Source organism: Methanosarcina sediminis, assembly GCF_052056915.1.
In the GTDB taxonomy this organism is placed as follows: domain Archaea; phylum Halobacteriota; class Methanosarcinia; order Methanosarcinales; family Methanosarcinaceae; genus MTP4.
On the sequence record NZ_CP195119.1, the window covers coordinates 355,774 to 377,982 of the forward strand.

At 46.1% G+C, this 22,209-nt stretch carries 20 protein-coding genes; 7 read left to right on the top strand and 13 right to left on the bottom strand.

Going from position 1 to position 22,209, the window contains the following annotated elements; all coding sequences use genetic code 11:
• Nucleotides 1-9 precede the first annotated feature (9 nt).
• The 5 genes from ACSAZK_RS01500 to ACSAZK_RS01520 form a co-directional block, all read right to left on the bottom strand.
• Nucleotides 10-1,482, bottom strand: a complete 1,473-nt coding sequence (locus ACSAZK_RS01500) for a hypothetical protein (protein WP_440955670.1) — start codon at nucleotides 1,480-1,482, stop codon at nucleotides 10-12.
• 275 nt (nucleotides 1,483-1,757) lie between these two features.
• Nucleotides 1,758-3,017 carry an AAA family ATPase gene (locus tag ACSAZK_RS01505; RefSeq protein WP_440955671.1) on the bottom strand — a complete coding sequence of 420 codons (1,260 nt, stop codon included), beginning with the start codon at nucleotides 3,015-3,017 and terminating at the stop codon, nucleotides 1,758-1,760.
• A 64-nt stretch (nucleotides 3,018-3,081) separates the two neighbouring features.
• A complete protein-coding gene (locus tag ACSAZK_RS01510) occupies nucleotides 3,082-3,942 on the bottom strand; it encodes a hypothetical protein (protein ID WP_440955672.1) in 861 nt (286 codons plus the stop codon).
• Between the two features lie 12 nt (nucleotides 3,943-3,954).
• Nucleotides 3,955-4,605 (bottom strand): hypothetical protein, encoded by a 651-nt coding sequence (locus tag ACSAZK_RS01515; protein WP_440955673.1) that lies wholly within the window; start codon nucleotides 4,603-4,605, stop codon nucleotides 3,955-3,957.
• Nucleotides 4,606-4,619: 14 nt separating this feature from the next.
• On the bottom strand, nucleotides 4,620-5,030 hold the full coding sequence (locus ACSAZK_RS01520) for a hypothetical protein (RefSeq protein WP_440955674.1): 411 nt from the start codon (nucleotides 5,028-5,030) through the stop codon (nucleotides 4,620-4,622).
• A 1,549-nt stretch (nucleotides 5,031-6,579) separates the two neighbouring features.
• Between ACSAZK_RS01520 and ACSAZK_RS01525 the strand changes: the two genes are divergently transcribed.
• Nucleotides 6,580-7,095 carry a hypothetical protein gene (locus ACSAZK_RS01525; RefSeq protein ID WP_440955675.1) on the top strand — a complete coding sequence of 172 codons (516 nt, stop codon included), beginning with the start codon at nucleotides 6,580-6,582 and terminating at the stop codon, nucleotides 7,093-7,095.
• Between the two features lie 337 nt (nucleotides 7,096-7,432).
• Here ACSAZK_RS01525 and ACSAZK_RS01530 read toward each other — a convergent pair whose 3' ends face one another.
• Nucleotides 7,433-8,275 (bottom strand): DUF3658 domain-containing protein, encoded by an 843-nt coding sequence (locus ACSAZK_RS01530; RefSeq protein WP_440955676.1) that lies wholly within the window; start codon nucleotides 8,273-8,275, stop codon nucleotides 7,433-7,435.
• A gap of 296 nt (nucleotides 8,276-8,571) precedes the next feature.
• On the opposite strand from ACSAZK_RS01530, the gene ACSAZK_RS01535 reads away from it, so the two are divergent.
• The gene (locus tag ACSAZK_RS01535; protein WP_440957075.1) at nucleotides 8,572-9,027 is read left to right on the top strand and encodes an MATE family efflux transporter; all 456 of its coding nucleotides are present in this window, start codon (nucleotides 8,572-8,574) and stop codon (nucleotides 9,025-9,027) included.
• A gap of 71 nt (nucleotides 9,028-9,098) precedes the next feature.
• Here the strand turns inward: ACSAZK_RS01535 and ACSAZK_RS01540 are convergent, their stop codons facing one another.
• Entirely contained in the window at nucleotides 9,099-10,679 is a 1,581-nt protein-coding gene (locus tag ACSAZK_RS01540; protein ID WP_440955677.1) for a serine hydrolase domain-containing protein, read from the bottom strand.
• A 231-nt stretch (nucleotides 10,680-10,910) separates the two neighbouring features.
• On the opposite strand from ACSAZK_RS01540, the gene ACSAZK_RS01545 reads away from it, so the two are divergent.
• Nucleotides 10,911-11,768, top strand: coding sequence for a MerR family transcriptional regulator (locus tag ACSAZK_RS01545; protein WP_440955678.1), 858 nt, complete (start codon nucleotides 10,911-10,913; stop codon nucleotides 11,766-11,768).
• Between the two features lie 106 nt (nucleotides 11,769-11,874).
• Here the strand turns inward: ACSAZK_RS01545 and ACSAZK_RS01550 are convergent, their stop codons facing one another.
• Complete coding sequence (locus ACSAZK_RS01550) at nucleotides 11,875-12,732, bottom strand: nicotianamine synthase family protein (protein ID WP_440955679.1); 858 nt, start codon at nucleotides 12,730-12,732, stop codon at nucleotides 11,875-11,877.
• Nucleotides 12,733-12,966: 234 nt separating this feature from the next.
• On the opposite strand from ACSAZK_RS01550, the gene ACSAZK_RS01555 reads away from it, so the two are divergent.
• A complete protein-coding gene (locus ACSAZK_RS01555) occupies nucleotides 12,967-14,034 on the top strand; it encodes a radical SAM protein (protein WP_440955680.1) in 1,068 nt (355 codons plus the stop codon).
• Between the two features lie 335 nt (nucleotides 14,035-14,369).
• Entirely contained in the window at nucleotides 14,370-15,272 is a 903-nt protein-coding gene (locus ACSAZK_RS01560) for a cache domain-containing protein (RefSeq protein WP_440955681.1), read from the top strand.
• Between the two features lie 188 nt (nucleotides 15,273-15,460).
• Here the strand turns inward: ACSAZK_RS01560 and ACSAZK_RS01565 are convergent, their stop codons facing one another.
• From ACSAZK_RS01565 to ACSAZK_RS01580, 4 genes are all read right to left on the bottom strand, one after another.
• A complete protein-coding gene (locus tag ACSAZK_RS01565) occupies nucleotides 15,461-15,754 on the bottom strand; it encodes an ArsR/SmtB family transcription factor (RefSeq protein ID WP_440955682.1) in 294 nt (97 codons plus the stop codon).
• Between the two features lie 76 nt (nucleotides 15,755-15,830).
• Nucleotides 15,831-16,037 (bottom strand): hypothetical protein, encoded by a 207-nt coding sequence (locus tag ACSAZK_RS01570; protein ID WP_440955683.1) that lies wholly within the window; start codon nucleotides 16,035-16,037, stop codon nucleotides 15,831-15,833.
• Between the two features lie 200 nt (nucleotides 16,038-16,237).
• Nucleotides 16,238-16,732: a PepSY domain-containing protein gene (locus ACSAZK_RS01575; protein ID WP_440955684.1), complete on the bottom strand. Its 495-nt coding sequence runs from the start codon at nucleotides 16,730-16,732 to the stop codon at nucleotides 16,238-16,240.
• A 223-nt stretch (nucleotides 16,733-16,955) separates the two neighbouring features.
• Nucleotides 16,956-17,708 (bottom strand): hypothetical protein, encoded by a 753-nt coding sequence (locus tag ACSAZK_RS01580; protein WP_440955685.1) that lies wholly within the window; start codon nucleotides 17,706-17,708, stop codon nucleotides 16,956-16,958.
• Between the two features lie 135 nt (nucleotides 17,709-17,843).
• On the opposite strand from ACSAZK_RS01580, the gene ACSAZK_RS01585 reads away from it, so the two are divergent.
• Nucleotides 17,844-18,656, top strand: a complete 813-nt coding sequence (locus ACSAZK_RS01585) for an alkaline phosphatase family protein (protein ID WP_440955686.1) — start codon at nucleotides 17,844-17,846, stop codon at nucleotides 18,654-18,656.
• Nucleotides 18,657-18,763: 107 nt separating this feature from the next.
• Here the strand turns inward: ACSAZK_RS01585 and ACSAZK_RS01590 are convergent, their stop codons facing one another.
• Entirely contained in the window at nucleotides 18,764-20,668 is a 1,905-nt protein-coding gene (locus tag ACSAZK_RS01590; RefSeq protein WP_440955687.1) for a PKD domain-containing protein, read from the bottom strand.
• Between the two features lie 922 nt (nucleotides 20,669-21,590).
• Here ACSAZK_RS01590 and ACSAZK_RS01595 point away from each other — a divergent pair.
• On the top strand, nucleotides 21,591-22,145 hold the full coding sequence (locus tag ACSAZK_RS01595) for a cupin domain-containing protein (RefSeq protein ID WP_440955688.1): 555 nt from the start codon (nucleotides 21,591-21,593) through the stop codon (nucleotides 22,143-22,145).
• The last annotated feature ends 64 nt before the right edge of the window (nucleotides 22,146-22,209 follow it).

The window sequence follows — 22,209 nt, forward strand, 5'->3', positions numbered from 1 at the left end:
TTCTTTCCATCAATTCAGGTTTTTAAATACTTCATATTTTGCCTCTACGACACAACGCCTTTGTTTTCCCGTTTCCTCCTTAGGCCGTATTTCGAGCGGTGCCAGGAACTTTCCGGGACTGTACATTACCTTTTCAAGCAGTTGAATACGCTCACCTCTGCTTTCCGTACTGCAACCTCCTTCCCGGTCACAGATCAGGTTAAGGTCCAGAACTGCCCCGTACCCGTACTTCTTCTGGATTAATTCCCTGACCTCAATGTCCCCAATCTCCAGGTCTTTGATCAGGCCAAAACAGTTGAAATACACTTCCAATTCCCTTTTATTTTGCTCCATTCTATCCTGATCCCATCCAGCCTTTTTCTTTCGTTCCTGATCCCATCCAGCCTCGTACCCTCCATTCTGTCCCCCTTTATCCTGTATTCCATTCTTCCAGTCTCTTTCATAAGAAGCGATTCCTTCTCCGCATTCGACCTGGATTAATTTCTCTATTAGTTTTCTCCTTCCTTCCAGGTCCGTAAGTTTGACTATCAGTAAAAAATCGAGTTCCTTACTTATGCTCCCGTACCAGGGACAGGTTCTCCTGGATTCGATATCCCGGAGCAAGCGGACCAGGCAAAGGCCCATGGGAGTGAGTTCCAGGAACTCCTCCCCGTTTTCATAAACAAGAGCAAGAACTCCACTCTGGAACCCTTTTCTTAGCGTTTCGTAAAACTTGCCGGGGTCTTCCTCATATCCCGAACCCGCACAAACAGCTCTCTGCCTAGTTTTTTCTTGAAAGAAGCTGTTCATTATTACCGAGGCTAGCAAGGGCTTTGCGTAAGGGTTAATGCCCTGAAGGGCATCCCTGATGTTTCCGATGCTTTCAGGACTCATGCTTTTCAAATTAACTCTCTTCGGGTTTTTGGCTCTTTTTTTACGGAAATCCCCGGACATGATGAGATGAAGGGAATAATCGGCTTTTTTTTCAATTGTTTTACTCATGCTTCCAAAGCCGTCAGGAAAATTAAAATGTTCCAGAGCCTGTTCCAGAGCAGACCCGGATTTTTTCCTGTATGCCCTGCTGCATTCAACAAACTCTTTTTTGTTCCCCCTGTTTTCATAAAGAGCCGTGCAAAATTCTTTTAACTCGATTTCCTGATTTAATTCAGAAAATTTGTACAATTTTTTTATAAGTTCTTTCCCTAAAAAGGATATCTCTACAGCCTTGAAAAAACGATGGACTCTGCTATCATCCTTCAAATTGGAGGAAACCGGATAGTAAATGGGAACGGCAAGGTTCAATCCGTACAGATTATCAACCACAACATTAAGGTCCCCGAATGCTTCCTCCCTGTGACCCCTTTCAAAGCGGTTTATAATATCTTTATTCCGGAAGAGCCCCTCTTCATAGGAAACATCATAAAGTATTTTTAATACATCAATATGGTTGCTTTTTGCCAGGGAACCCCAAAGAGCGTTCCCATAATCACTTTGAAAATACATAGCTAACCCTGAGTACACTGGATATTATTTACTACCCATTGATATTCAAAAATTAATATCTGTTGGTTACCTCCTGAGCAGCCGATTGTCTCTCTCAAAATGCATAAACAGAAAACGCCGAATGATAAAAATATTTAATAAATATAAATTATTCAATAAATACAAACTGTTTCCGGGTGGAGCTGAATTAAAACTTATTGTAAAAGGTCCCGGAACCAGAGCCTATCGCAACCCGTTCTATAAAGACAAGTTCTGGCTCCCACCGGGTTTACTTCTTACTGCTGTCCTATCGTTTCCGAAAGCCTCCTGCTCTCTTCCGAAAATGCCTGCAGGAGGTCATCCGGGCAGATCTGAGGCCTGTCGTTTTTACCGATTAGCCGAATCCTACTGCTGATCGCCGAATCTCCTTTAAGGAACCTCTCAACAGCAAGATCACTTGCCCTTACCACAGCTCTTTCAAGGTCCCGGCCAGTAAAGGCGTAAAGCTTCCCGTTTCTGGAACAAAACTCCGGCTCCGTTGTCAGGACGGCTTGTTCGATATCACTGTCATTAACGGCACAGTGCTGAGGTGCTGTCTTCAGAAGGGATTTTACGATCCCGCACCTTACTGAAAAGTCAGGGAGGGGGATGTTGACCATTTTAACTCTGGTCTTGAAAGCGGTGTCGATATCTTCTTCCCTGTTGGTGGCAAAGAGCATGATGAGGCGGTCTGTCCCGAACTGCAGGGACTGCACGCCGTCCATGAACTGGAGAATTTCCGCCATAAGGGCCACAGAGGCTTCATGGGGGTTCTTTGCCCGGGAAGGTACCAGGTGGTCTACTTCATCAATGAAAAGAAGGACTTTTTTCTCGCTCTCTTTACAGAGTTCCCCTGCCTGCTTGAAGATGCTCTGCATGCGGGCTGCGGACTCCCCGTACCCGCTTGAGCGGATCTGGGCCGCATCAACTGCAATGAAATCAGCCTCCATTCTTTGTGCAAGGGCTTTTGCAACCGTGGTTTTTCCTGTCCCCGAGGGACCCGCAAGGAGGATGTACTGTTTGTGGTTTTTATAGCAGGGCATCTCGGGAAACCTGAGCCTGCGGGTATAGAATTTCTCGATATCATCCACAACCTTTCCGGCAGTCCCGTGGATATTGATTTTTTCCCCAAGAGGCACTCTGAAACTCTCGATCGGAACCATCCGGGCAGATTCTTCACTGGAGCTTACCTTTTCCGCTCCGTATCCCGATGAAAGCTTGCTCAAAAACCTGTATATCTCGTCATCATTTTTCTCGTTTGCAAGGAGTTTCTGGATCGAGACAAGCTTATTCTGAACGGACCTGCTTTTTGATTCTGCAAGCAGCCTGTCAACCTGGATCCTGAAGAAGCGGTCCCTGCACAACAAAAAATTCGGTATATCACCTTTTTCAACGTAATGGTTCAGCTCCTCCCATGCTTCGTTCACCAGGTTTTTTTCCTGAGGAGCAGGCGAAAGCACCTTGCGGTTCAAGCCGGAGTTCATAAGCCTCCTGTTCATTAAAGCTAGCTCTGACATTCTGGAAAACACCTCTCTGGATTTATGAAAAAATAAAATTTCGTCTTTTTTCGGCAGGGATTGTTCAGTACATCTCCTTCAGTCCGCTTGAATCCGTTTCCGCATGAAGGTGGGAATTCAACCTTACTTTGAGCTGGTCTATCTGTTTTGAGCGGATGTCCTCAAACTCAGGTTCGTCAACCCGTCTCAAGACTTCCTCATAGCTCAGAAGGTCGGTTGCCTGAAGCTCGGACCTGTTGAGGAGTTTTTCCGCGGTCTCCGAAAGGGCCCTGTTGATCTCTTTTTCATCATATGCGCTTCCGTCTTCCAGAAGGTCCGTATCTATGCTTTCGAGTGCCTCAAGGAATTCGGAAAGGTAGTCCTCGCTTATCTCATCTCCATCTTTTATTATGTCGTGCCTGTTTTTCAGCTCATCAATGATCATTTCAATCAACTGGACGTTGGCATCGGCATTACAGTAGACCCCATAACACCTGTTCAGCCGCTTCTCCGAAAAAGAGGCTTTTTTCAGGGATTCTTCCGCTTTCCTGGTAACTTTTCTCCGCAGTCTCCGGGTCTTTGGTTCACTGCAACTTTCAGTCGTATCGTCAAGGGCTTTAAGGCATTTTTCGGCTTCCGCGATCAGGGAATCATAGTCCGCCTCGGCTGACTCTACCAGGCGCCCGTACTTATGTTTCCGCTTTTCATAGTGCCGCTTTTTGTCTGTCATGAGGCGCGTTTTCTCCTCAATGCCCTGCAGTTTTTCGAATCTGGCCTGCTCTCCCGAAAGCTTGAACCGGCTGTTCCCGTAGCCGTCATCAGGCCAGTTTTTCCCCGGGCTTCTCCCCGGATAGCTTTCCTCTCTGCCCTTGCTTTTGTCCTGTTGAAGCCTTACACCCAGGGCTTCGACATACTTTCCCATCTTTACAGGTATCGATAAAGACACTTCAGGCCCTCCTTAAGTTTTAATCCCGTTAATTTCCTTTGAATTCGCTTCAAAGTCCCTGATAATGTTTCCTATCCTGTTCTTGACCGTTCTCAGGTCATTTTCACTGATCTCTTCGGCATCCCGGCTTTTTTCTTTAATTTGAGTCTCACGGATTACTTTTTCAACGTTCATCAGCTTCTCCGCATCCAGTAAAAGGGAATTCAAGAGCTGTGTCGAACAGAGAGAAATTTCTTCAAAGCGGCACCTGTCTTTATGTGTAATCGACCCGAAGCGGCTTTTATTCAACCTTACGAGCCTGTCCATTTCCTCAATCACGAGCGGCATTTTCGTGAAAACGAAGTGGTAATTGCCGATGAAGCGCTTGCGTTCCAGGACCGGCACTTCGAAGCGGAGCATCAAAGCTTCTCCATAATCCCGGGAAGAACTAAAATAATGTTCAATGTCAAGTTCCCAATCCCTGCCCTGGCTTCTCAGTTCCCCGTTTGTGAGGACTTTTTGCTTGAAAGTCTCCTCCTTTTTTTCCAGTTCGCATATCTGCGAGTAGGCTTCCTGAAGCACTGCTTTTGAGAAGAAAAACCTCATTTTCACTGAATCGGAGATTTTTTCGGGGGTATTTATTCTGGAACCTATCCAGGCCCTGGCTTCCCTATTAGCCTTCATCTCGATCCTCCCGGTTACCAGTCAACTTCTTTTCCGAGCTTGCTCCGTATCATATAGTATGCCAGGGCCCCGACAATGAAAGAGACAACCGGGTGGTTTTGCATGTAGGTGATCAGTTCGAAAAGGAAATCCCGCACCCAGTAAATTATGTTGTAGCACGCCAGCCTGATATCGAACTCGAAGTCAAGAGCCCTGTTAAATATCAAAACCGCACCCGGATCTATCGAGCCCAGGGCCGACCTGCATTCGGGTATAAAAGGTTGAAACCTGTGCCTGATTTCAACATACCCCGCCGCAAGAGCCAGCATTACAGCTGCGTATATTCCCAGGATTTTTAACCGGTTCCCGGGGGAATAACAAAACCCGTCTTTATCTCTCCCTGACATAACAATCTTTATATCTCCATGAATTTCACTGAGCGCCATAGCAGTCTTCCTCCTTACAAACAGGACATCTGTTTCAGCATAAGGGTCAGTTTGAACATTTTATGACTGAATTTCGATATTTATCAAACACCGGTTCAATGCTTTTTTTCAATAATCCTGTCTAATGCTTCCGTTCAATGCTCCTGATAACCTACCGGGTAACCTTAGGAGAGCATGAAATTCAGCCCTGCCTTCTTCTGTTCCTTTTACCGTCTTCGATTTTTCGACCTTACTCGGTTATTATTATTGTTTTCTATTTTTCTACTTTCATCAGTTATTTTTACCATCTTCGATTTTTTTACATCCTTACCATCAAGATGCAACAAATTTTTACCATTGAATCCGGGGTAACAGTTTTACAATTTGAAACCTCCTGATCCGGGATTTGAGATGCAAACCTAACTTTGAAAGAGTCGTTATACATACTGTATCCCCGAACCTTTCGGGAATCACTCAGAATCCAATTTTTACATTGAGCAAACTTTCATACATACTGTATCCCCGAACCTTTCGGGAATCACTCAGAATCCAATTTTTACATTGAGCAAACTTTCATACATACCGTGTCCCCGGACCTTTCGGAACCCTTTCAAATTGCACGGATAGGTTTCAATTACACGAAAGAAGTGAAGAATGAAAAAAGGCAGAAAAAAGCAAACTTTTCCCGGGAGAATTATAGTGATCTGGATCGCATTTGATCCTTCGATAGCAATTGGATGGTTAGTTTTCTCACGGCTTCGAAAAACCAGAATAAGTGCAACTTTTCGCTCGATGAAATGATAGGATTAAATGGGAAAAAAGTAAGGTACAGGCAAAAAAGAGTTAGATGGTAGTACTTTCCTTTGTTGTGCCTGTTATTCTCAAAATATCATGCCCTTTTACTTAAATGCCACTCTCGTCAATAAAATTGATTCAAAACTTGCATGAATAATCTGTTATTACATCTGTATAACTATATCTGTATAATACTAATAGATAGTTTATTGAAATTAATATTTTAGTCTAATGATATACAGGTGAAATAATTATATATCATTAAATATCGTTTTTTGTTAGCGAAAATTAGTTGCGCGCAACTGACGTGCCAATCCAAATTTTTAGTTCATTAAAATAAGCATTTTTCTCTATATTAACACATTTCTTCAATTTTTTATGCAAAAAACGTGCATTTATAATTAAAAAGTTTATGCAGAAGCTTGATAATGTGTTTAATTTTAATTCCAAAGTGGGAAATCTATTTTTCGGAAAAAATACGGTTTAATAAAGTTTTAAATTCCATCGGAAATCAGCTGTTTCACCCTGCCAGAAAAAATGTTTATATAGTTATTCGACTAAGACAAAAATTGAAAAACTTTGAGAGTTGGGGACTGGCATATCCTTCAAAAAGAAAGTACTAAAAATTATTGGACTGTAGAAAGTAATAGATAGAAATGACTCATCATTGTCTGTCCTCCAACCTTGAAATAAAACTAAAGATCCCGTATAAAGCGAAAACTTATTTAAAAATTGAAAGGTGTGATCAATGAAGACATTGAAGAAATTGCTTGCATTGTCAATTGTATTACTGACAATTGTCCCGCTCGCTTCGGCAGATACGTCGGTAGCCCTGCTGGCCAACCAGACGCTTGAAGTCGGAATGGTAAACGCCACATGTGACGACACTAACCTCTCCGTAGAATATACAACACAAAACGGATGGACCTTAAACGAAACCCACCTTATCGTTGCAAGGAGCCTTGAGGATATTCCGGCAACAAAGAAAGGAAACCCGATCCCCGGCCAGTTTGAATATGGAGATGATCAGCTCCCCGGAGTGACAAAAGTTACCTATAACATTTCTCTTGAAGACCTGGGTCTTGGAGCAGGGGATGACGTGGTCATCGCAGCCCATGCAGTCGTGCAGAAAGAGGAAGTGGGAGTAGAAGATGGAGGCTTAATACTACTCGAAGAAAGTGCTTGGGCAGGTGACATTGACTTCCTGGGTAAGAACTGGGCCACATATTTCACATGGATAATTCCGGAAGAGACCTCGCCTATCCCTGATCCAGAACCCCTTGAACCCTGAAGTCGGAGAAAAAACATGAAGCACGCAGGAAGAACTTACCCAGGGACCTGATGCTGTCATGCTACAGGAAAAAAGACCCACCGTTGCTTTGAACCCCGGGTTGTGTAATTTACTCCACCATTACAAAAGCTCTCCTGCATGCTTCACTGCATGCTTCACTGCATGAAAACGATAAACAAAATACAAAGGGACCGGATTCCAGAAACCCAAAACCCCAGAGCTATAAGTTTCGGTCCCTTACCCATATCAATACTTTATCTTATGCCAGGAGTATTTTTACTCCATAAGATTTTTTAATTTTTCTATATATGATTTAAGCAGCTTTTTAGCAGGCCATTTAAAGTGAGCTGCCTGGGGTTTTCCTGACCTTCAGGAACCTCATGGAGCGGCGCTCTCCTTCCGACTCAATAAGCCCGGTTTTTGCCAGTTCGAGCAGGCGTAAATAGATATACGTATCCCCTGCCTGGTTGTATTCTTCGGAGAGTTTGCTGAGCGCTGCTCCGACAACTCTTGCCGCATTGACCCAGGTTTCAGGCACGGTTTCCCGGATCTTTTCGTCATAAATATCGGGAGATTCGGCATAAAGCTGCCCTCGCCAGAGAGTACGAAGCGGCCTGTCATCTTTTTTTAGCTCTTCCCACCTGCGCAGGTAATAGGCGAGTTCTTCTTCCGTTAAACGCCTAGCCCTGTTTTTCCCAGACAGGAGCCACTCCGGCCTTAATTCCCCGAGGGATCTCGGGACTACACGTACGGGTCCCTCATTTTCTTTTTCTTCATACACAACCTCAAGGCCGTCTGTAAGATCCACAACAAGGAGCCCGGAAGGATTTTTTTCCCGGGAAAGCAGTTCCAGGAAGCCCGTATATTCAAAAACGGACCTGCGGGTAAACCAGACGATCCTTTCGGCTTCGGTCTCAGAGACCTGCTTCCAGAAGTCTTTCACCCGGTTCCAGAACTTTTCGGCTTCAGGCGATTGAGTCATATAGTCTACGTCTTCTATTTCCGCAAAAAGGGATTTGAAATACGCTTTCCTCACTTCCGGGTCGTAAGGGGAGATCGGGCCCAGGCCCAGGTCATCGGGAAGGACCAGGACAGTTTCCCCGGGATTGCCGCGGAGAGCAAATCTCAAGGAACCCCCCGCCGATTCGGTGAAGATTATATGTACTTTTTTGTTTGCCATATTTGAGCACCATCTCTTTTAGAATCATTGAAGTGAGGAAGTGAATATACAGGATTTGTTTAATGGATGATAGGCTTACTCAGATAAAAACAGGCCGTAGCAGAAAAATATAGTTTACTTCTATTTTAAAAATGCCGAGTCTGAAAAGCGTTTCCTGAAAGACCGGGCTGAGGTTAAACCCCAAGCCCCCTGCCTGGAGCCTTAAATTGTTCTTGAGATAATAAAGTATCATAGGGTATATCTTCTCGATCTTCTCCCCGGTCTTTGAAGGAATCGCAGTAGGTACCCAGCCCATAATCGGTTTCAATTACGGAGCCCACTGTTACTCCCGCGTTGCCAAAACCCTGAAACTGGCCGCTATTTCCTGCATTGGGACAGGAGCAGTCGGATTTCTCTTTCTCTCCGAAGATCCGGAACAGGTTATCCGGATCTTCAACCACGACAGCCCCGAACTCCTGGAAATTACCCTCAACGGCATGGGGATTTTCATATTTTCCCTCCTTGCCCAGGGAACGGTCATGCCGGGTTCCGTGTATTTCCAGGCCATAAACAGGGTCAGAACATCCCTTTTCATCCAGCTCGGGAAAGTATTTATTTTCCTTTTTCCCTTGCTCTGGATTTTACCACCCTTCCTGGGTCTTGAAGGAGTATGGCTTGCAACCCCGGCTGCGGAATTCCTGATGCTCCTGATCGTACTGGGCCTGCTCTGGAGGGAGTTTGGAATTCTCAGGAACGGAAAAAACTGTAAGTGAGGAAGGCCCTTCCCTTGCTCCTGAGGTTGCGTGAATGCGGAAAAACGCATTCCTCAAGCTTCTTCGGCCCTTCAGCTGCTGTCGCTTTCAAGCCTGCCGCTAAATGTTGCACCTCCAAGCCCTGTCAGTTCTTCAATCTGAAGGGTTACCTCCTCGTTTTCAAAGGTCATGTTCACCTGGTAGTTGTTAATATTGGAGACCTCATTGTAGTAGAGAACGAATTCTGTGTCTGTTTTCCAGAACCCCTTCAGGGCAAGAGGTCCGAACTCCCCCCCGGGAGATAGGCGGTAAACATTATCCAGCCCTATCGGCAGCACCTGCTGCTCATCTTCCAGGGAGAGGTTGAGAATTGCTTCCTCCTGCCCCGGAAAACTCAGGGAGATAGTCATGACGCCTAGAGGGTTTGGCTCAATTACATACGTTTCACCTGAAATTTCCTCTGCCATCTCCGGCAGGGGAGGGACTGGTTCGGGATCAGGGGGATTTGAGGCAGCCGTTATTTTGTCCTGGAGCTGCCCATAGGCTTCCGGGTTTTCAGGCAGGGCCTGATCCGACTGCAGAGATGCAAGAAGGAAGGGAGAAAGATCTCCGGGCTCAAAACCTCCGCCTGTGGTCACAACTATAATGTTTTTCTCAGGCCAGACAATTATGCGTTGGCCGCCACGACCATTGGCTTCATAAAACCCAGGGAAACTGCCTGGGGCTGGGCCTGGGGCTGGAGTCCACCAATGGTACCCATATCCTACTTCCTCTTTTAGAGAGACATGCTTTTGCGTCGATTTATTCACCCATTCTGCCGGCACTACCTGTTCCCCTTCCCAGGCACCTTCATTCAGGTAGAGGTACCCCAGTTTTGCCATATCCGGGGGAGCCAAACGCAGGTCACCCCACCCGTGGTTGTTCCCCTGAGGGTCAGAAGGCCAGCTGACGTTCTGGATGCCGAGAGGCTCAAAAAGACTCGCATTGGCATAGTCCAGTTCGTTCATGCCGGTGGTCTCCCGGATGATCCCGGAGAGGAGATGCGAGTTGCAGCTGCAGTAGACGAAACGGGTGCCCGGTTCTTCTGCCATGGGCAGGTCAAGCGTAAACTGGACCCAGTCCGGGCTTTCCCGCATCTGATCCAGCGTGTTTTCATCATTTACGTTCTCAAAGCCCGACCTCATGGTAAGAAGGTCTTCCAGGGTCATTGCCTCCTTCCTCGCATCAAGGTTTTCCACGCTCCGTTCCGGGAAGAATTCCAGGACGGGCTGCTCGACACCTGAGATGTGTCCCTCGGAAATGGCAATGCCGGTCAGGGTTGACGTGAAACTTTTGGTAACGGAAGCGGTGTCGTGTATGGAACCCTCAGCAAAGGGATAAAAGTAAGCATCCGCCACGACGTAGCCGTTTCTTATGAGCAGCAAGCTGTGAATGTTAACGTCCTCTTCTTGAATGTAATCCAGCGTCTCAGCCAGTTTTTCCGAGTCTATTCCCTGCTGTTCCGGAGTTGATGTCCGCCAGTCCTCAGTTGGCCAGTATACGTCGGACTCTATGTCTGTCTCCGCATCTGGTTCTGTGCCTGATTCGGGCGTCTCAACGCAGCCGGCGGCTGCGAGCATGACCACCACGAGAGCCAGTAGTCCGAAAAATTTTGAATTCTTTGTGTTCCCCATAACTTCTACCCCCCTTGCAATGAACCTCAAAGCATGATGCCTGATTCTTTTGAATTCAGCTTATAGCAAACAGGATTCCCTGTAATAATATCGACAACATGCTTTGAATTCTGAAAATATAGTTCTACTAATATATAATAAACTAAATTTTATTAATATAAAAACCAAACCTTTCCCCGGGGAAAAGTAAGGCAGTTTATCTAATTTCAGGGCAATTAAGGGTTGAGCAAGATGCAAATCGATCAGATCCCAATCGGAAAGTTTTCCTTCATGACCCGCCTCACGCAAAAAGCACTCCGCCTCTATGACCGGAAAGGGCTGCTTGTTCCGGAAGCAAAAGATTCCTTTACCGGCTACCGTTACTACACGGTTGCCCAGGTCGAGAGGGGGATGACGATCAAAACTCTCGCATTCCTGGGATTTTCCCTGGACGAGGTCACTGTGCTTCTGGACGCAGAAAGCACGGGAAACTGTGAGGTTATGGAAGCCTGCTTCAAAAAGAGGCTTGAGGACATCCGGCTGGAGATCGGGCAGCTGCAGAAAATCGAAGGCATTTTGCGGGGCGCCTGCAAGCAAGACGGAAAAATACTGGAGTTATTCAAGATGTCAATAACAGATCCCGTTATAAAGGAAGTCCCTGAAATGCGCGTGATAAGCAAGCGCGAAAAGGGCGTTTACGCCGTAACGATCGGAAAACTCATAGGCGAACTCTGTGCCTGCGTGGACAGCCCCGAAAACCGGCGAAACCGCGTAAAAGTAACAGGCCCTATCATGTTCCTCTGCCATGACGAAGAATACAAAGAAGAAGATGCCGATATCGAAGTCGCCCTCCCGGTTTCGGGCAGGATCTCGGTGGAAGACCCGAAAATGGAAGTCAGGACCCTCCCCGGCATCCGGGCGATTTCCGTGGTCTACAGAGGACCATACCAGGGTGTCGAGGCAGGCTATTCCCGTATCTTTGCCTACGCCGCTGAAAAGAACCTGGAACCCCTGGGACATTTCGGCCCGAGCAGGGAACTGTACTTTAACGACCCTGCCGAAGTCCCGGAAGAAGAACTGATGACCGAGGTTCAGCTTCCGATTAAGTGAAGTCTTCAGGTGAAACAGATCTCTGCCGGTGAAACGGATCTCTGCCGACGAAGCAGATCCCATCCGACAGACAGACGCAATCGATTAAGCTGTGCCCCGGCACATCTTATCTTTTTTTCTCAAGGAACACAACGGTGTTATAGACCGGAGGCTCGGGATGCACCCTTTCCTGCTCCTCGAAACCCTCAGGAAGGTCAAAGAGGCAGCTCCCGTTCAGCAGTTTCCTGAGCCCTTTTTCGTAAATCCTGCACGAGATCCTGCTCCCGACAGGCATGACCTCCAGAAGGTGCCCGAAAATTTCCTTTTTGGGTTCCGCCTGGGCAGCCACCATCAGGGCTTTTACTCCTGAATCGGGACCTGGCACGAAATCCCTTCCATCAAGAGAGAAATGGTTTCCGTTGAGTATCCTTATATCTTCCGAAAGCCCGAGCTTTTCCAGGACTCTTTTTGACATATACGCCCGGGTGGAATTCTGCTCTATCCCGATGCTCTTTACCCCATACTGCCTGAAAAAAACCACAAGGGTAAGGGGAAGCGGCCCGCTCCCGAGGAAGGCAACCCTGTCCCCGGCTTTTAGCCCGAGCCCTTCGTATTCCGTGCGGACAAGTTTCAGGTAATTTCCGTAAAAAGGAAACTGCTCAAGGACGTCCCAGGGCGATTTATCTGCAAGGACTTCATTAGCATGCTCGGTTTCGAGTTTCACGGTGTACAGGTTCCTGAACCTGATGATGTCGGTAAAAATCGGTTCGAGTTCTTCCTTTTGCAAAATCTCCAGGGCTATTTTATCGTCCATCTCCAGCGTTATCAGGGCATCCAGTTTCCTGAACAACTCCCCGTTTCGGTCGGACGGCCCGTACAGGATTTCTTCATCGGACAGGTCCCTGATATCCCGGTGCAAAGCAAGAATTTCTTCAATAATATATTCCGGAGAAAGCTCCAGACCCTCATGAACTGCAATAGCCATTCCAATCCCCCATTAGTATTTGGATTCCCTGTGATATAATTCTGTTGAAAATTTCTTAAATAAAATATAAATAAAGGTTAGAATTCAGCATCCAGGTTCATGGAAAAGCTTTCTTGCAAAAGTGTTCACGGTAAGTGCTTAGGAAAAGCATGCAGTTTGAAAGGCAGGAACATCCACATTAATAGAGAAAAAATTAATGTTGTTTCCCTTCTTCAGTAGTTCGGGCGTATTAAAATGACAGACCTTGAAAACTGTGAACTCTGTGAATGGCGCTGTGGCGTAAACCGCCTGGCAGGAGAGCGGGGAGTCTGCCGGGTAGGTGGTCCTGAAGTCGCTGCAACAAGCCTTTCCGGAACCCTGAAAAGCTATTCCGTAACCCTGCTCGGCTGCTGTTACCGCTGCCTGCACTGCAACGCTTACCGCATCTCCCAGTACCCGGACCCTCTCTGGTGGTACGGCAGGCATATCAGCCCCGAAGAACTGGTTTCCGATGCTGAAACCAGGATCAGGGCATACAGCGGGTCTGCATACAATGAGCCTTCATATCGCGGGTCAGCCTGTAACGTTTCCGGAAAAGAATTCGAAAAAGAGTTCGAAATCGACAAGATAAGCTTCACGGGTGGGGACCCGATCATACACCTCCCTTATATCGAAGAAGTAGCCGGAGTCCTCCGGAAAAGGGATTCGAAACTCGGAGTAGGGCTTGCTACCGGCGGTTTTTGTACCCCAGAATCGATGGAAAGGATTGCGGGGATTTGCAGCAGCATCACACTTGAGATAAAGGCTTTTGATGACGAGGTGCACCGCGCACTTACCGGGGCACCCGTGGGACCCGTGCTCAGGAACGCCTCATACCTTGCAGAAAATGCCAGGGAAAAGATCCGTGTCTTCAGGACAGTGGCTATCCCCGGCATGACCGATAAGCAGGTCGTAAAGATTGCGGAATACATTGCAGCTCTTGACCCTGAAATTCCTTACCGTCTCATAGGGTTCAGGCCGAATTTCGTGCTTTACTACCATCCGGGGCCGGAAAAGGAGATGATGGAAAAACTTGCTGAAAAGTGCAGGGATGCCGGACTAAAGGACGTCGCCTGGAGCGGGTATTACCCGGAGGCTTATCCAGAGGGAATCGAAAAAAAGGCAGAGATACTGGAGAAACGTTATTCAGGAAACAGGGAGGCAGGGCTCACCGCTGCCTACGCTCTGGAAACGGGCTGCCCGACCCACCCCAGGAACTGCGGGGAGTGTGAACTTCGGGACCGCTGTCCGGCAACCCTTAGAGAACCCTGGAACCGGCGTTAGGGCGAAAAAACTTGAGGAACCTGTTTAAAAGGAAATCTGGCACTTCATAGAAAACGTATTACTTCACAAAAACCTATTATTCCGCAAGGAATATATTTTTACTGTTCAGGCAGTTTAGATCAGACTTACTTCAAATAGCTAAACCATTTTGATTTTATTTTCAACTCAATGACCTCCTGAATTCGTTTTTCGGAAATCGGGGATTCGGAACTACTGATAATCAATCAAATTTTATATATTAAAAGAGTGAAAAAGTTGATGTTTTCAGTTTATTGAGAAGGTGTACTATGAATCAACTAAAAAAAACAATTTGTGTTCTTTTCTTACTTACCTGCATGCTGCTAGCTGCAGGATGCGTATCCGAAAAACCCGTAGCAGATGCCGGGAACGACTCCCAGACTGAAGGAGTAAGCGAAAATGTTGCCACGGAACAGGTGGGAGCCCTCCGGGAAGCCCCAAGTGAAGTCCTGCTTCAGAAAGAGTATATTGCATCCAGGGTAAAGGACGCTGCCGCCCTTATTGAAGAAAAGGGAGAAGAATCGTTCCCCGAGTTCAGGCAGCCCGAGAGTGAATGGATGCAGAACGACTTTTACATCTTTGTCTGGAAAACCGATGGCATACGCCTTGTGTATCCCCCTAACACAGAAGGGGAAGGAAAAAACATGAACGGACTGCAGGATTCCAGGGGAAAACCGATCGGAAAACTCTTCATTGAAACGGCTCTTAGCGACGATGGGGAAGGCTGGGTTTCATATTACTGGCCAAAACCCGGAGAAGTCGAACCTTCCCTGAAATATGCCTTCATCAAGGGAGTTTCAGTTAACGGTGAGGACTGCCTGGTGGGATCGGGACTCTACGCCGATGACTACATCCTGACAAAAAACCTGGACGAATGCGAGTACTTCAGCCGGGAAGGAAACATTTTCATAAGCAACCTCTTCCACCCGGAGCTTTATGAGAAGGACGTGTACCTCGACTACAGCATCGCCCATGCCATCATCAAGCCCGGAGAGGCCCTTGCCCCCCACAGGATGAAAAACCCCGAGATCCACTACGTTCTGGAAGGAGAGGGAGTAATTTATATCGAAGACCTGCCTGTCGATCTGAGGCCCGGGCAGATGGTGTATATCCCCGCAAACGCCACCCAGTCAACCCGGAACACCGGTAGCACGAACCTGACACTCTTTGCAATAAACGAACCAGCCTGGGAAGTGGAAAACGAGGAAATCCTCGAGTGAACCAGACAGGCCTGGAAGTTCGGATTTAGATTTTAAGACGCAAATGAAAGTGAAGAACCGTTTGGAGAGTGTAAAGGCTAGATTTCTTCACTCTTCATTCAGACCTTTTCTACGCAAAAATGGAAAAAAAAGGTGTGGAATGGAAAAAAGCAATTTAAAGCCTAAACTGAAAGCCTGGAATCAAAGAATTATTCAAAAATCTCTTTCAGGTCATCCATACAGAGGGATACATCGAATTCCTTTAACCTGAAAAACTTCTTGGCACGCATGTCATTTTCTTCGAGCCGGAGGTCACTTTCAACAAAACCGGCCTTTTCAAGACGCTTGAGGTGCAGGTTTACCACCTGCCTTGAGAGGTCCAGGTCCTTGGCGAGTTCATATACGTACCTCTCCCTCTCAGCCAGCAGGTAAAGCAACTTTAACCTGACCGGGTGAGAGAGGGCCTCGCCGATTTCAACAATTTGCTGAAGTGATTTTGCCATCTGGAGTACCTTCACATGTTTTTAGGACTTTAGGACCTGAAAATATCCCCTAAAATGACCTGATCCTTATTAAGTTTTAGATTTCTTCCAGCTTATTCTTTATTTCTTCAACTGTCTTTTTGATATCTTCTACGTCCTTTTCAATCCTCACAAGCCTCTCATTGTCGCCGGGGGCTGCATAGCCGGACCTGTTCAGCAGCACGATCACTGAGCCGACAATGATCAGGATGATGAGAATGTTCAGCAAAAAACCCCATATAGAACCGTACATGCTGTATCCCATACCGTTCAAGCTTTTCACCTCGAAAAAAACAGATCTTTACAGAATAGATCAGTTTTTTCTTATTTTGTCTCCTTTTTCTTTAGATACTTATCTCAGCCATAAATATAAAAAATACCCGGTAAAAGGGGTTTTCGATGGTATATCGAATTAAGGCCTCGGGCTCGAGTTCAACAAAAAAAGGAATGGTTTAATAGCCATAATTAATAGCCATAAGCCCTGCAGCCGGTTCCTCTGGCATACCTTCCGCCATTTTGAGGCCCTGCAGGAACAGTGTAGTCAGTAAACACGTCACCTGTTACCGCATCGATTCTGGCCTGTTTATAAGCGCCGTCCTCATCCTCATAGTAAACGACCCACCAGCGGCCCATCTGATAAATATCGTTTTTTGAAACGCCGGCATCGATCTCATCCTTTGCGATTTCAAAAGCCTCGTCTACAGTCTCTACTTCAAGTTCCACAGGTTCACCCGTGCCTGCATAAGGGCCATAGGAACCATAGCCTGTGCAGTACTCCGGGCCATAGCCGGGACCATAACCCTGCCCCCCATATCCTCCGTTTCTCGCAGCCCACATCTTCATGGGCCCGAAAAAGCCGTTGTTCGTCTGAGCATTATTCACTGCAGCACTGACTGCCCCTGCTCCGAAAGTACCTATCACCAGAGCACTCAGGAGAAGTACTACCATTGTTTTCTTCATTTTTACGCCTCACCGGATTCATTTTTATATCTGATTTATATCTGATTTATGTCTGATTTTATGCCCATCTTTCATTTCCACGAGGCCGTTCAGACCAGGTGATCAATCATTATATGTAGTGGATATGCTACATATGTATCAATAAACCCATATAAATGCTGGCTGCTACTGCTGCCCATATATAAATGACCCGACGGTACTCCAACTTGAATTAACTTTCATGTCATCGGTATTTCTCCACATACCAGCCTACCACCGGCGGGACCCAGCAGAGGTTGGCAGCAATGGTTTCAAGGGCGGTGTAAGTCTGCGTGGTCGGGCTAAAACCCAGGAACCTTGCTCCCAGCAGCCCGAGGGGGACAAGCGTGATAACCGCAAGGCTTGCCAGCATCACGGGGTGGCGGAAGTACCTCGCAAAAGCGGCATTCCAGGAACCTTCTCTCTTTTTCAGGAAAAGCAGTCCCGAGATGTTGGCCCCAATCTGGTCGCTCAGGGCATAGAAATAGGGGATATAAAAACCCTGGATCCCGTACACGTCCACTCCTGCCAGCCGGCTTCCCAGGTCTATGAACCAGGGAATCGCAAGCCCGAACAGTTTTCCCCATCCATAGGCTTCCGCCATCGTGCCTTCAGCTTTCCGGAAGCGCTGTTTCACGGAATAGATACCTTCGAAAATGCTCTCCCCTTCTCCCGCAAGTGTCCTGACCAGCCACTGCCCTAAAGGGCTTCGCTGATACCCCTGCCCTAAAGGGCTTCGCTGATACCCCTGCCAGTCCAGGAAAATCCCCGCCAGAAGCCCGATGATGTACCCGGGAAGGGTGTATTTGATCAGTTCGGAGAATTCCTCTCCTTCAAGAGTTTCTTCATCAAGTTCATCTCCCACTGGGGCTCCTTCTCCAAGAGCTTCCTCGTTTTCTTTCTCCGGGGATTTTTCTTCTTTCTTAAAAGTTGCTTCTCCCCCCGGAGCTTTTTTCACTTTCAGTTCCCACTCTTTCCCCTCGGTTTTTAATTCTCTGTAAATTAATTCATATACACTTAAAGCCGGAATGTGTTATTACCAGGTTCTGGAAACACATTTAAACAGTAGAATCAAATATATACTGGAGAATATATGAAAGCTCTTGAGTGCAGGACAATCGACATAGCTCCCACGCTATCAAAACTGCTGCAAATACCCATGGTCCCGCCTACCGGCAGGCCGATTCCTGAGGTAATGAGTTTTGCAAATGAGAACAACTGCAAAAGAGCGGTTATAATTATCGTGGACAGTCTGGGCTACTCCCTGTACAGGCACTTCTCTTCGATAATGAAAAATACAGGGGAACTTGCCGAAAAAGGGCTGCTTTTCAAATGTAAGTCCCCGGCAACTCATACATCTCCCGCGATTGCGTCCATTTTCACAGGATACTTTCCCGAAGAGCACGGGATCTATTCAACCGGAGACATCTACGTTGAAAGAGCAAAAGACCCTGAAAATCCCAAACTGAAAAGCATCATGGAGTGGGCGTACCAGGCAGGGAAAAAAGCTTCAGCTGTGATCGAATCTGAAGGAGCCGAAAGTTTCAAGGGCAGGATAAAAGATTATTACGGGGTGCCCAATTCCGAAGACATCCTGGACTATGACCGGAAAATAACGGGATACGCAGTGCAGTCCCTTCAGGAAAAACCCGATATCCTGGCCGTGCACCTGCGGGCTCTTGACCGCTTTTCCCACAGGGCCGAAAGCTGGGCAGAAATGAAAAAAGCAGCAAAGGCTGTTGACAAAAATTTAGGAGAAATTTTTTCAGCTTCCGAAAAAGGCACAATATTCTTCATCTGTGGAGACCACGCCGTCCACGGAGGAGAAAAATGGTTGAAAGATGCCACAAATGAGGAGTTTGAAAACCACCGGGAAAACTTTGTGGCACTTATAGTCAGCTGCTGATGAAAGCTAAACTTTTTTCCATTAAATTTCATTCGGAAAGCCAATTCATCTTGGAAACCGGGTTCTCTTCAATCAGCAGCCCTATTTACAGCTCTAAAATCAATTATTTATTCATTTTTACCCCTGCACATCATGTAAGCTACCAGAAGAAGCCCGACCACTGTACCAGGCAGTGAAATCCAGGGAAGGCTGCCTCCGCTTTCCTCCTGCTCAGAGCCTGAAGCCTCTACATTATTTGCCATGTCACTCTGTACTTTCAGGGCTTTATACTCATCAGATTTCTCGGAGTTTTCTCCCGGAGAATTCGAACCGGAAGCAAGATCAGATTCATCGATTGGTTCCAGTTTTTCCTTACGGATAATCTTTGCACTTCCTACCCCATTACCTCCGCTGCGGTGGGAGCTTGAAACCAAGTTTTCTGAGTCTCCGGTTTCCCCGGAATCTCCAGTATCACCGGAATCATCGGCAACTTCCACTATGATAAAATCGATTTTTTCCGTTGAGTTGCTGCCGTTTACATTGCTTACAGTCAGGTTAACCGTGTAGTTACCTACAGTTTCGTAAGTATACACGGGGTTCTCAGAGTAATCATCGACATCCCCGTCCCCGTCAAAGTTCCAGGCCCAGGAATCGGCGTTCTCGGAGAGGTCAATGAACTGCACCGTAAAGGGAGCTTCTCCGGAAGTGACGTTGGAACTGAATTTCGCAATAGGGAAGACGGGATCAGATGGTTCGGAAGGTGCCAGAACCTCTATTGTAGCAAGTTCCCAATCCGTGCCGTTTTCGTTGCTCACAGTCAGGTTGACGTCATAGGTCCCTGGATCCGTGTATGTGTGTGTTGGGTGCTGCACATAGGACTGACTGCCATCTCCAAAGTCCCAGAGCCAGGTCGTTGTATTTTCGGAAAGATCTGTGAAATTAACCTTCAACCAGGTAGTTTCAAACTCAAAGGCTGCGACAGGTTTGATCGGAGAAGGATTGATTGGAGATTCTGCAGGATTAACTGTTATCTCCTGAGTTGTGGTGTTATTAAGGGTTCCGTTGATCGCTTTTAACGTCACCGTGTACGTCTTTGCTTCCTCATACGTATATGCTGGGCTGGAGGTATCAGGAGTCTCAAATATGCCGTCTCCGTCAAGATCCCATTCAATGCTTGTTGCATTTTCCGAATTGTCCGTGAAATAAACCGTCAGAGGAGCAGTACCAGTATAAGGTTCTGCTGTAAAAGCTGCAACAGGTTGATATGGAGCAGGCGTTTCTGGAGTAACTGTCGGTTCATCCGATTCAAAACCAGAGTTCATCAACGGCCTGTAGTCGCGATTCTTGTTGTCAATTGCGTAAGGTGTGTCTCCGATACCGTCCTCAGGATTTACATCTTCCCCTTTATAGTCACTCCAGTAGTTACCAAAGGTGGTGATATTGAACTTATTACTATTCTTCCTGTTGTCTTCGGCGTTTATCGTATTGTTGAAGGAGTTGTTATAAATCAGGTTATCAGTCGAAATCTGCATCTTTATACCACAGTCATTGGAACGTACCAGATTGTAAGTCAGCAGGTTATTATCCGATTTAAACAGGTTGATTCCAACGCCATTGTTTGAGACCTCATTGTTTTTTACAGTGAAGTCTTTGACAGTGTTAAGATTAATTCCAATATCGGTGTTTGTTACATTGTTGTTTTCAATGACGCAGTTGTTGATATTGGAATTAAGACAGATCCCGTGTACATCACTATTGTTATTATTGAAGTAATCCTTTGTCGTCGCGTTCACAGAAACGGAAAATCCGTCTATTGTTGCGTTATTGGCGATTACCTGGATTACATCAGCACAGTAGGTAGTCCCGACGATGAAAGTTTCATCCGGACCGGCCTCAGACCTCAATGTCAAATTGTCTTTGTTGATCTCAACGTATCGATAGTAGATCCCGGGTTTAACAGTTATTATATCGCCTTCAGACGCATCGTTCAAAGCACGCTGAATCGATTGCCCGGGATGCACAACAGTTTCCATAGCTGAGCCTGAGCCTGGAGCTATCGCAAAAATTAAAAAAAACAATGATAGACAGGCAATTATTTTAGCTTTAGTTACCACTACATAACCCCCATTAGATTTTGATATAGACTAATATTAAAGGTATTAAATTTCGTTAGATATAAACATGTGGATTTGAATAAATATAATATAATAGATATTAAAAACGGCATCGGGATGGAATAAATGAAAAAACATAAAAGAATGAATATTAAAAATTAAAAAATTAAAGAGTTATAGTATAATATTTGCTTAGCCCATAAGTGAAACAGATTTGAATCAACCAGATGCTCTGGATTTTTGGGTTTTTCAACAAAAATTAAGAGTATTTTTCAGAAGCAGCATTAAAACAAAATTGAGAATCTTCAGCCTGAATTAATTGGATACTTTTATTCACACTTCTGTTTTTATCGGGAAGTTAAAATCATAGAATTATTAAAGAAATATAAAATTTTGAGATAAACTTCCAATCAATTTGAACTCATGAGATGTATAAAGCTTTTTGACTGCAGACCCTGAAATAAGCCTCAGAGCTTCAAAATTTCAGTACATAGTCATAAACTCTTCAGTATTGTCCATTTTCCGGGCAAGTGGATTTCGCAGAAAAATTACGCATAGAGACATAATTCTGATAGAAGTTCAATCCTGTATAGGCGCAACCCCGCATAGAGGTGCAATCCTGATAGGAATGTAAAATTAACTTTTTATGGAGAGGGAAAAGGGGGAGCGAATCATAATGCAAATTAATAAGAATTTATTATTGCTGTCATATTTATACTGGCCCTGCCTTAAAGTGTATACCCCATATCAATGGTGTACAGGTGCCCCGGAAGGGGGCAAAGGTTTTTCAACAATCCTTTAATTAAAACTCCTATAAATCCAAGCTGGAGAAGATGCTAGCATGCAGGAAAAAATAAAGGAAATCGCAGCCCGCGTCCATGAAATGCGGGAATTGTCCGAGATCTCAGTAGAAAAAATGGTAGAGTATCTGCAGATTCCGGAAGAAACCTACAAAAACTACGAAAGCGGAGAAGAGGATATCCCGGCAAGTGTCCTTTTTGAGATTGCACACAAGATGCAGGTGGACATGGCTACTCTCCTGACCGGGGAAGAGCCGCGGATGAACATCTTTACCGTTACACGAGAGGGAAAAGGAGTCAGTGTGGAGAGGAGGAAGCAGTATAAGTACCAGAACCTCGCCGAGAAGTTCATCCACAAAAAGGCAGAGTTTTTCATCGTCACTGTCGAACCCAAACCCGAGGGGACAAAGCCCGGGACTAACTCCCACCCTGGGCAGGAGTTCAACTACCTGCTGGAAGGAAGCCTGAAAGTATATATCCACAACAACGAAATCGTCCTGAAAGAAGGGGACTCAATCTACTTTGACTCCAACTACGAACACGCCATGGAAGCCCTGGAAGGAAAGCCTGCAAAGTTCCTTGCCGTGATCATCTAAAACATCCGAGAATCAAAATTGATCAATAACGGATGATAATCCGATACAGCCAATAAACAAAATT

Excerpts from the sequence above, each read along its gene's own strand:
- ACSAZK_RS01500 (WP_440955670.1), bottom strand. The coding sequence starts at position 1,482 with ATGTATTTTCAAAGTGATTATGGGAACGCTCTTTGGGGTTCCCTGGCA.
- ACSAZK_RS01505 (WP_440955671.1), bottom strand. The coding sequence starts at position 3,017 with ATGTCAGAGCTAGCTTTAATGAACAGGAGGCTTATGAACTCCGGCTTG.
- ACSAZK_RS01515 (WP_440955673.1), bottom strand. The coding sequence starts at position 4,605 with ATGAAGGCTAATAGGGAAGCCAGGGCCTGGATAGGTTCCAGAATAAAT.
- ACSAZK_RS01520 (WP_440955674.1), bottom strand. The coding sequence starts at position 5,030 with ATGGCGCTCAGTGAAATTCATGGAGATATAAAGATTGTTATGTCAGGG.
- ACSAZK_RS01530 (WP_440955676.1), bottom strand. The coding sequence starts at position 8,275 with ATGGCAAACAAAAAAGTACATATAATCTTCACCGAATCGGCGGGGGGT.
- ACSAZK_RS01540 (WP_440955677.1), bottom strand. The coding sequence starts at position 10,679 with ATGGGGAACACAAAGAATTCAAAATTTTTCGGACTACTGGCTCTCGTG.
- ACSAZK_RS01545 (WP_440955678.1), top strand. The coding sequence starts at position 10,911 with ATGCAAATCGATCAGATCCCAATCGGAAAGTTTTCCTTCATGACCCGC.
- ACSAZK_RS01550 (WP_440955679.1), bottom strand. The coding sequence starts at position 12,732 with ATGGCTATTGCAGTTCATGAGGGTCTGGAGCTTTCTCCGGAATATATT.
- ACSAZK_RS01555 (WP_440955680.1), top strand. The coding sequence starts at position 12,967 with ATGACAGACCTTGAAAACTGTGAACTCTGTGAATGGCGCTGTGGCGTA.
- ACSAZK_RS01560 (WP_440955681.1), top strand. The coding sequence starts at position 14,370 with ATGCTGCTAGCTGCAGGATGCGTATCCGAAAAACCCGTAGCAGATGCC.
- ACSAZK_RS01565 (WP_440955682.1), bottom strand. The coding sequence starts at position 15,754 with ATGGCAAAATCACTTCAGCAAATTGTTGAAATCGGCGAGGCCCTCTCT.
- ACSAZK_RS01570 (WP_440955683.1), bottom strand. The coding sequence starts at position 16,037 with ATGGGATACAGCATGTACGGTTCTATATGGGGTTTTTTGCTGAACATT.
- ACSAZK_RS01575 (WP_440955684.1), bottom strand. The coding sequence starts at position 16,732 with ATGAAGAAAACAATGGTAGTACTTCTCCTGAGTGCTCTGGTGATAGGT.
- ACSAZK_RS01585 (WP_440955686.1), top strand. The coding sequence starts at position 17,844 with ATGAAAGCTCTTGAGTGCAGGACAATCGACATAGCTCCCACGCTATCA.
- ACSAZK_RS01590 (WP_440955687.1), bottom strand. The coding sequence starts at position 20,668 with ATGGAAACTGTTGTGCATCCCGGGCAATCGATTCAGCGTGCTTTGAAC.
- ACSAZK_RS01595 (WP_440955688.1), top strand. The coding sequence starts at position 21,591 with ATGCAGGAAAAAATAAAGGAAATCGCAGCCCGCGTCCATGAAATGCGG.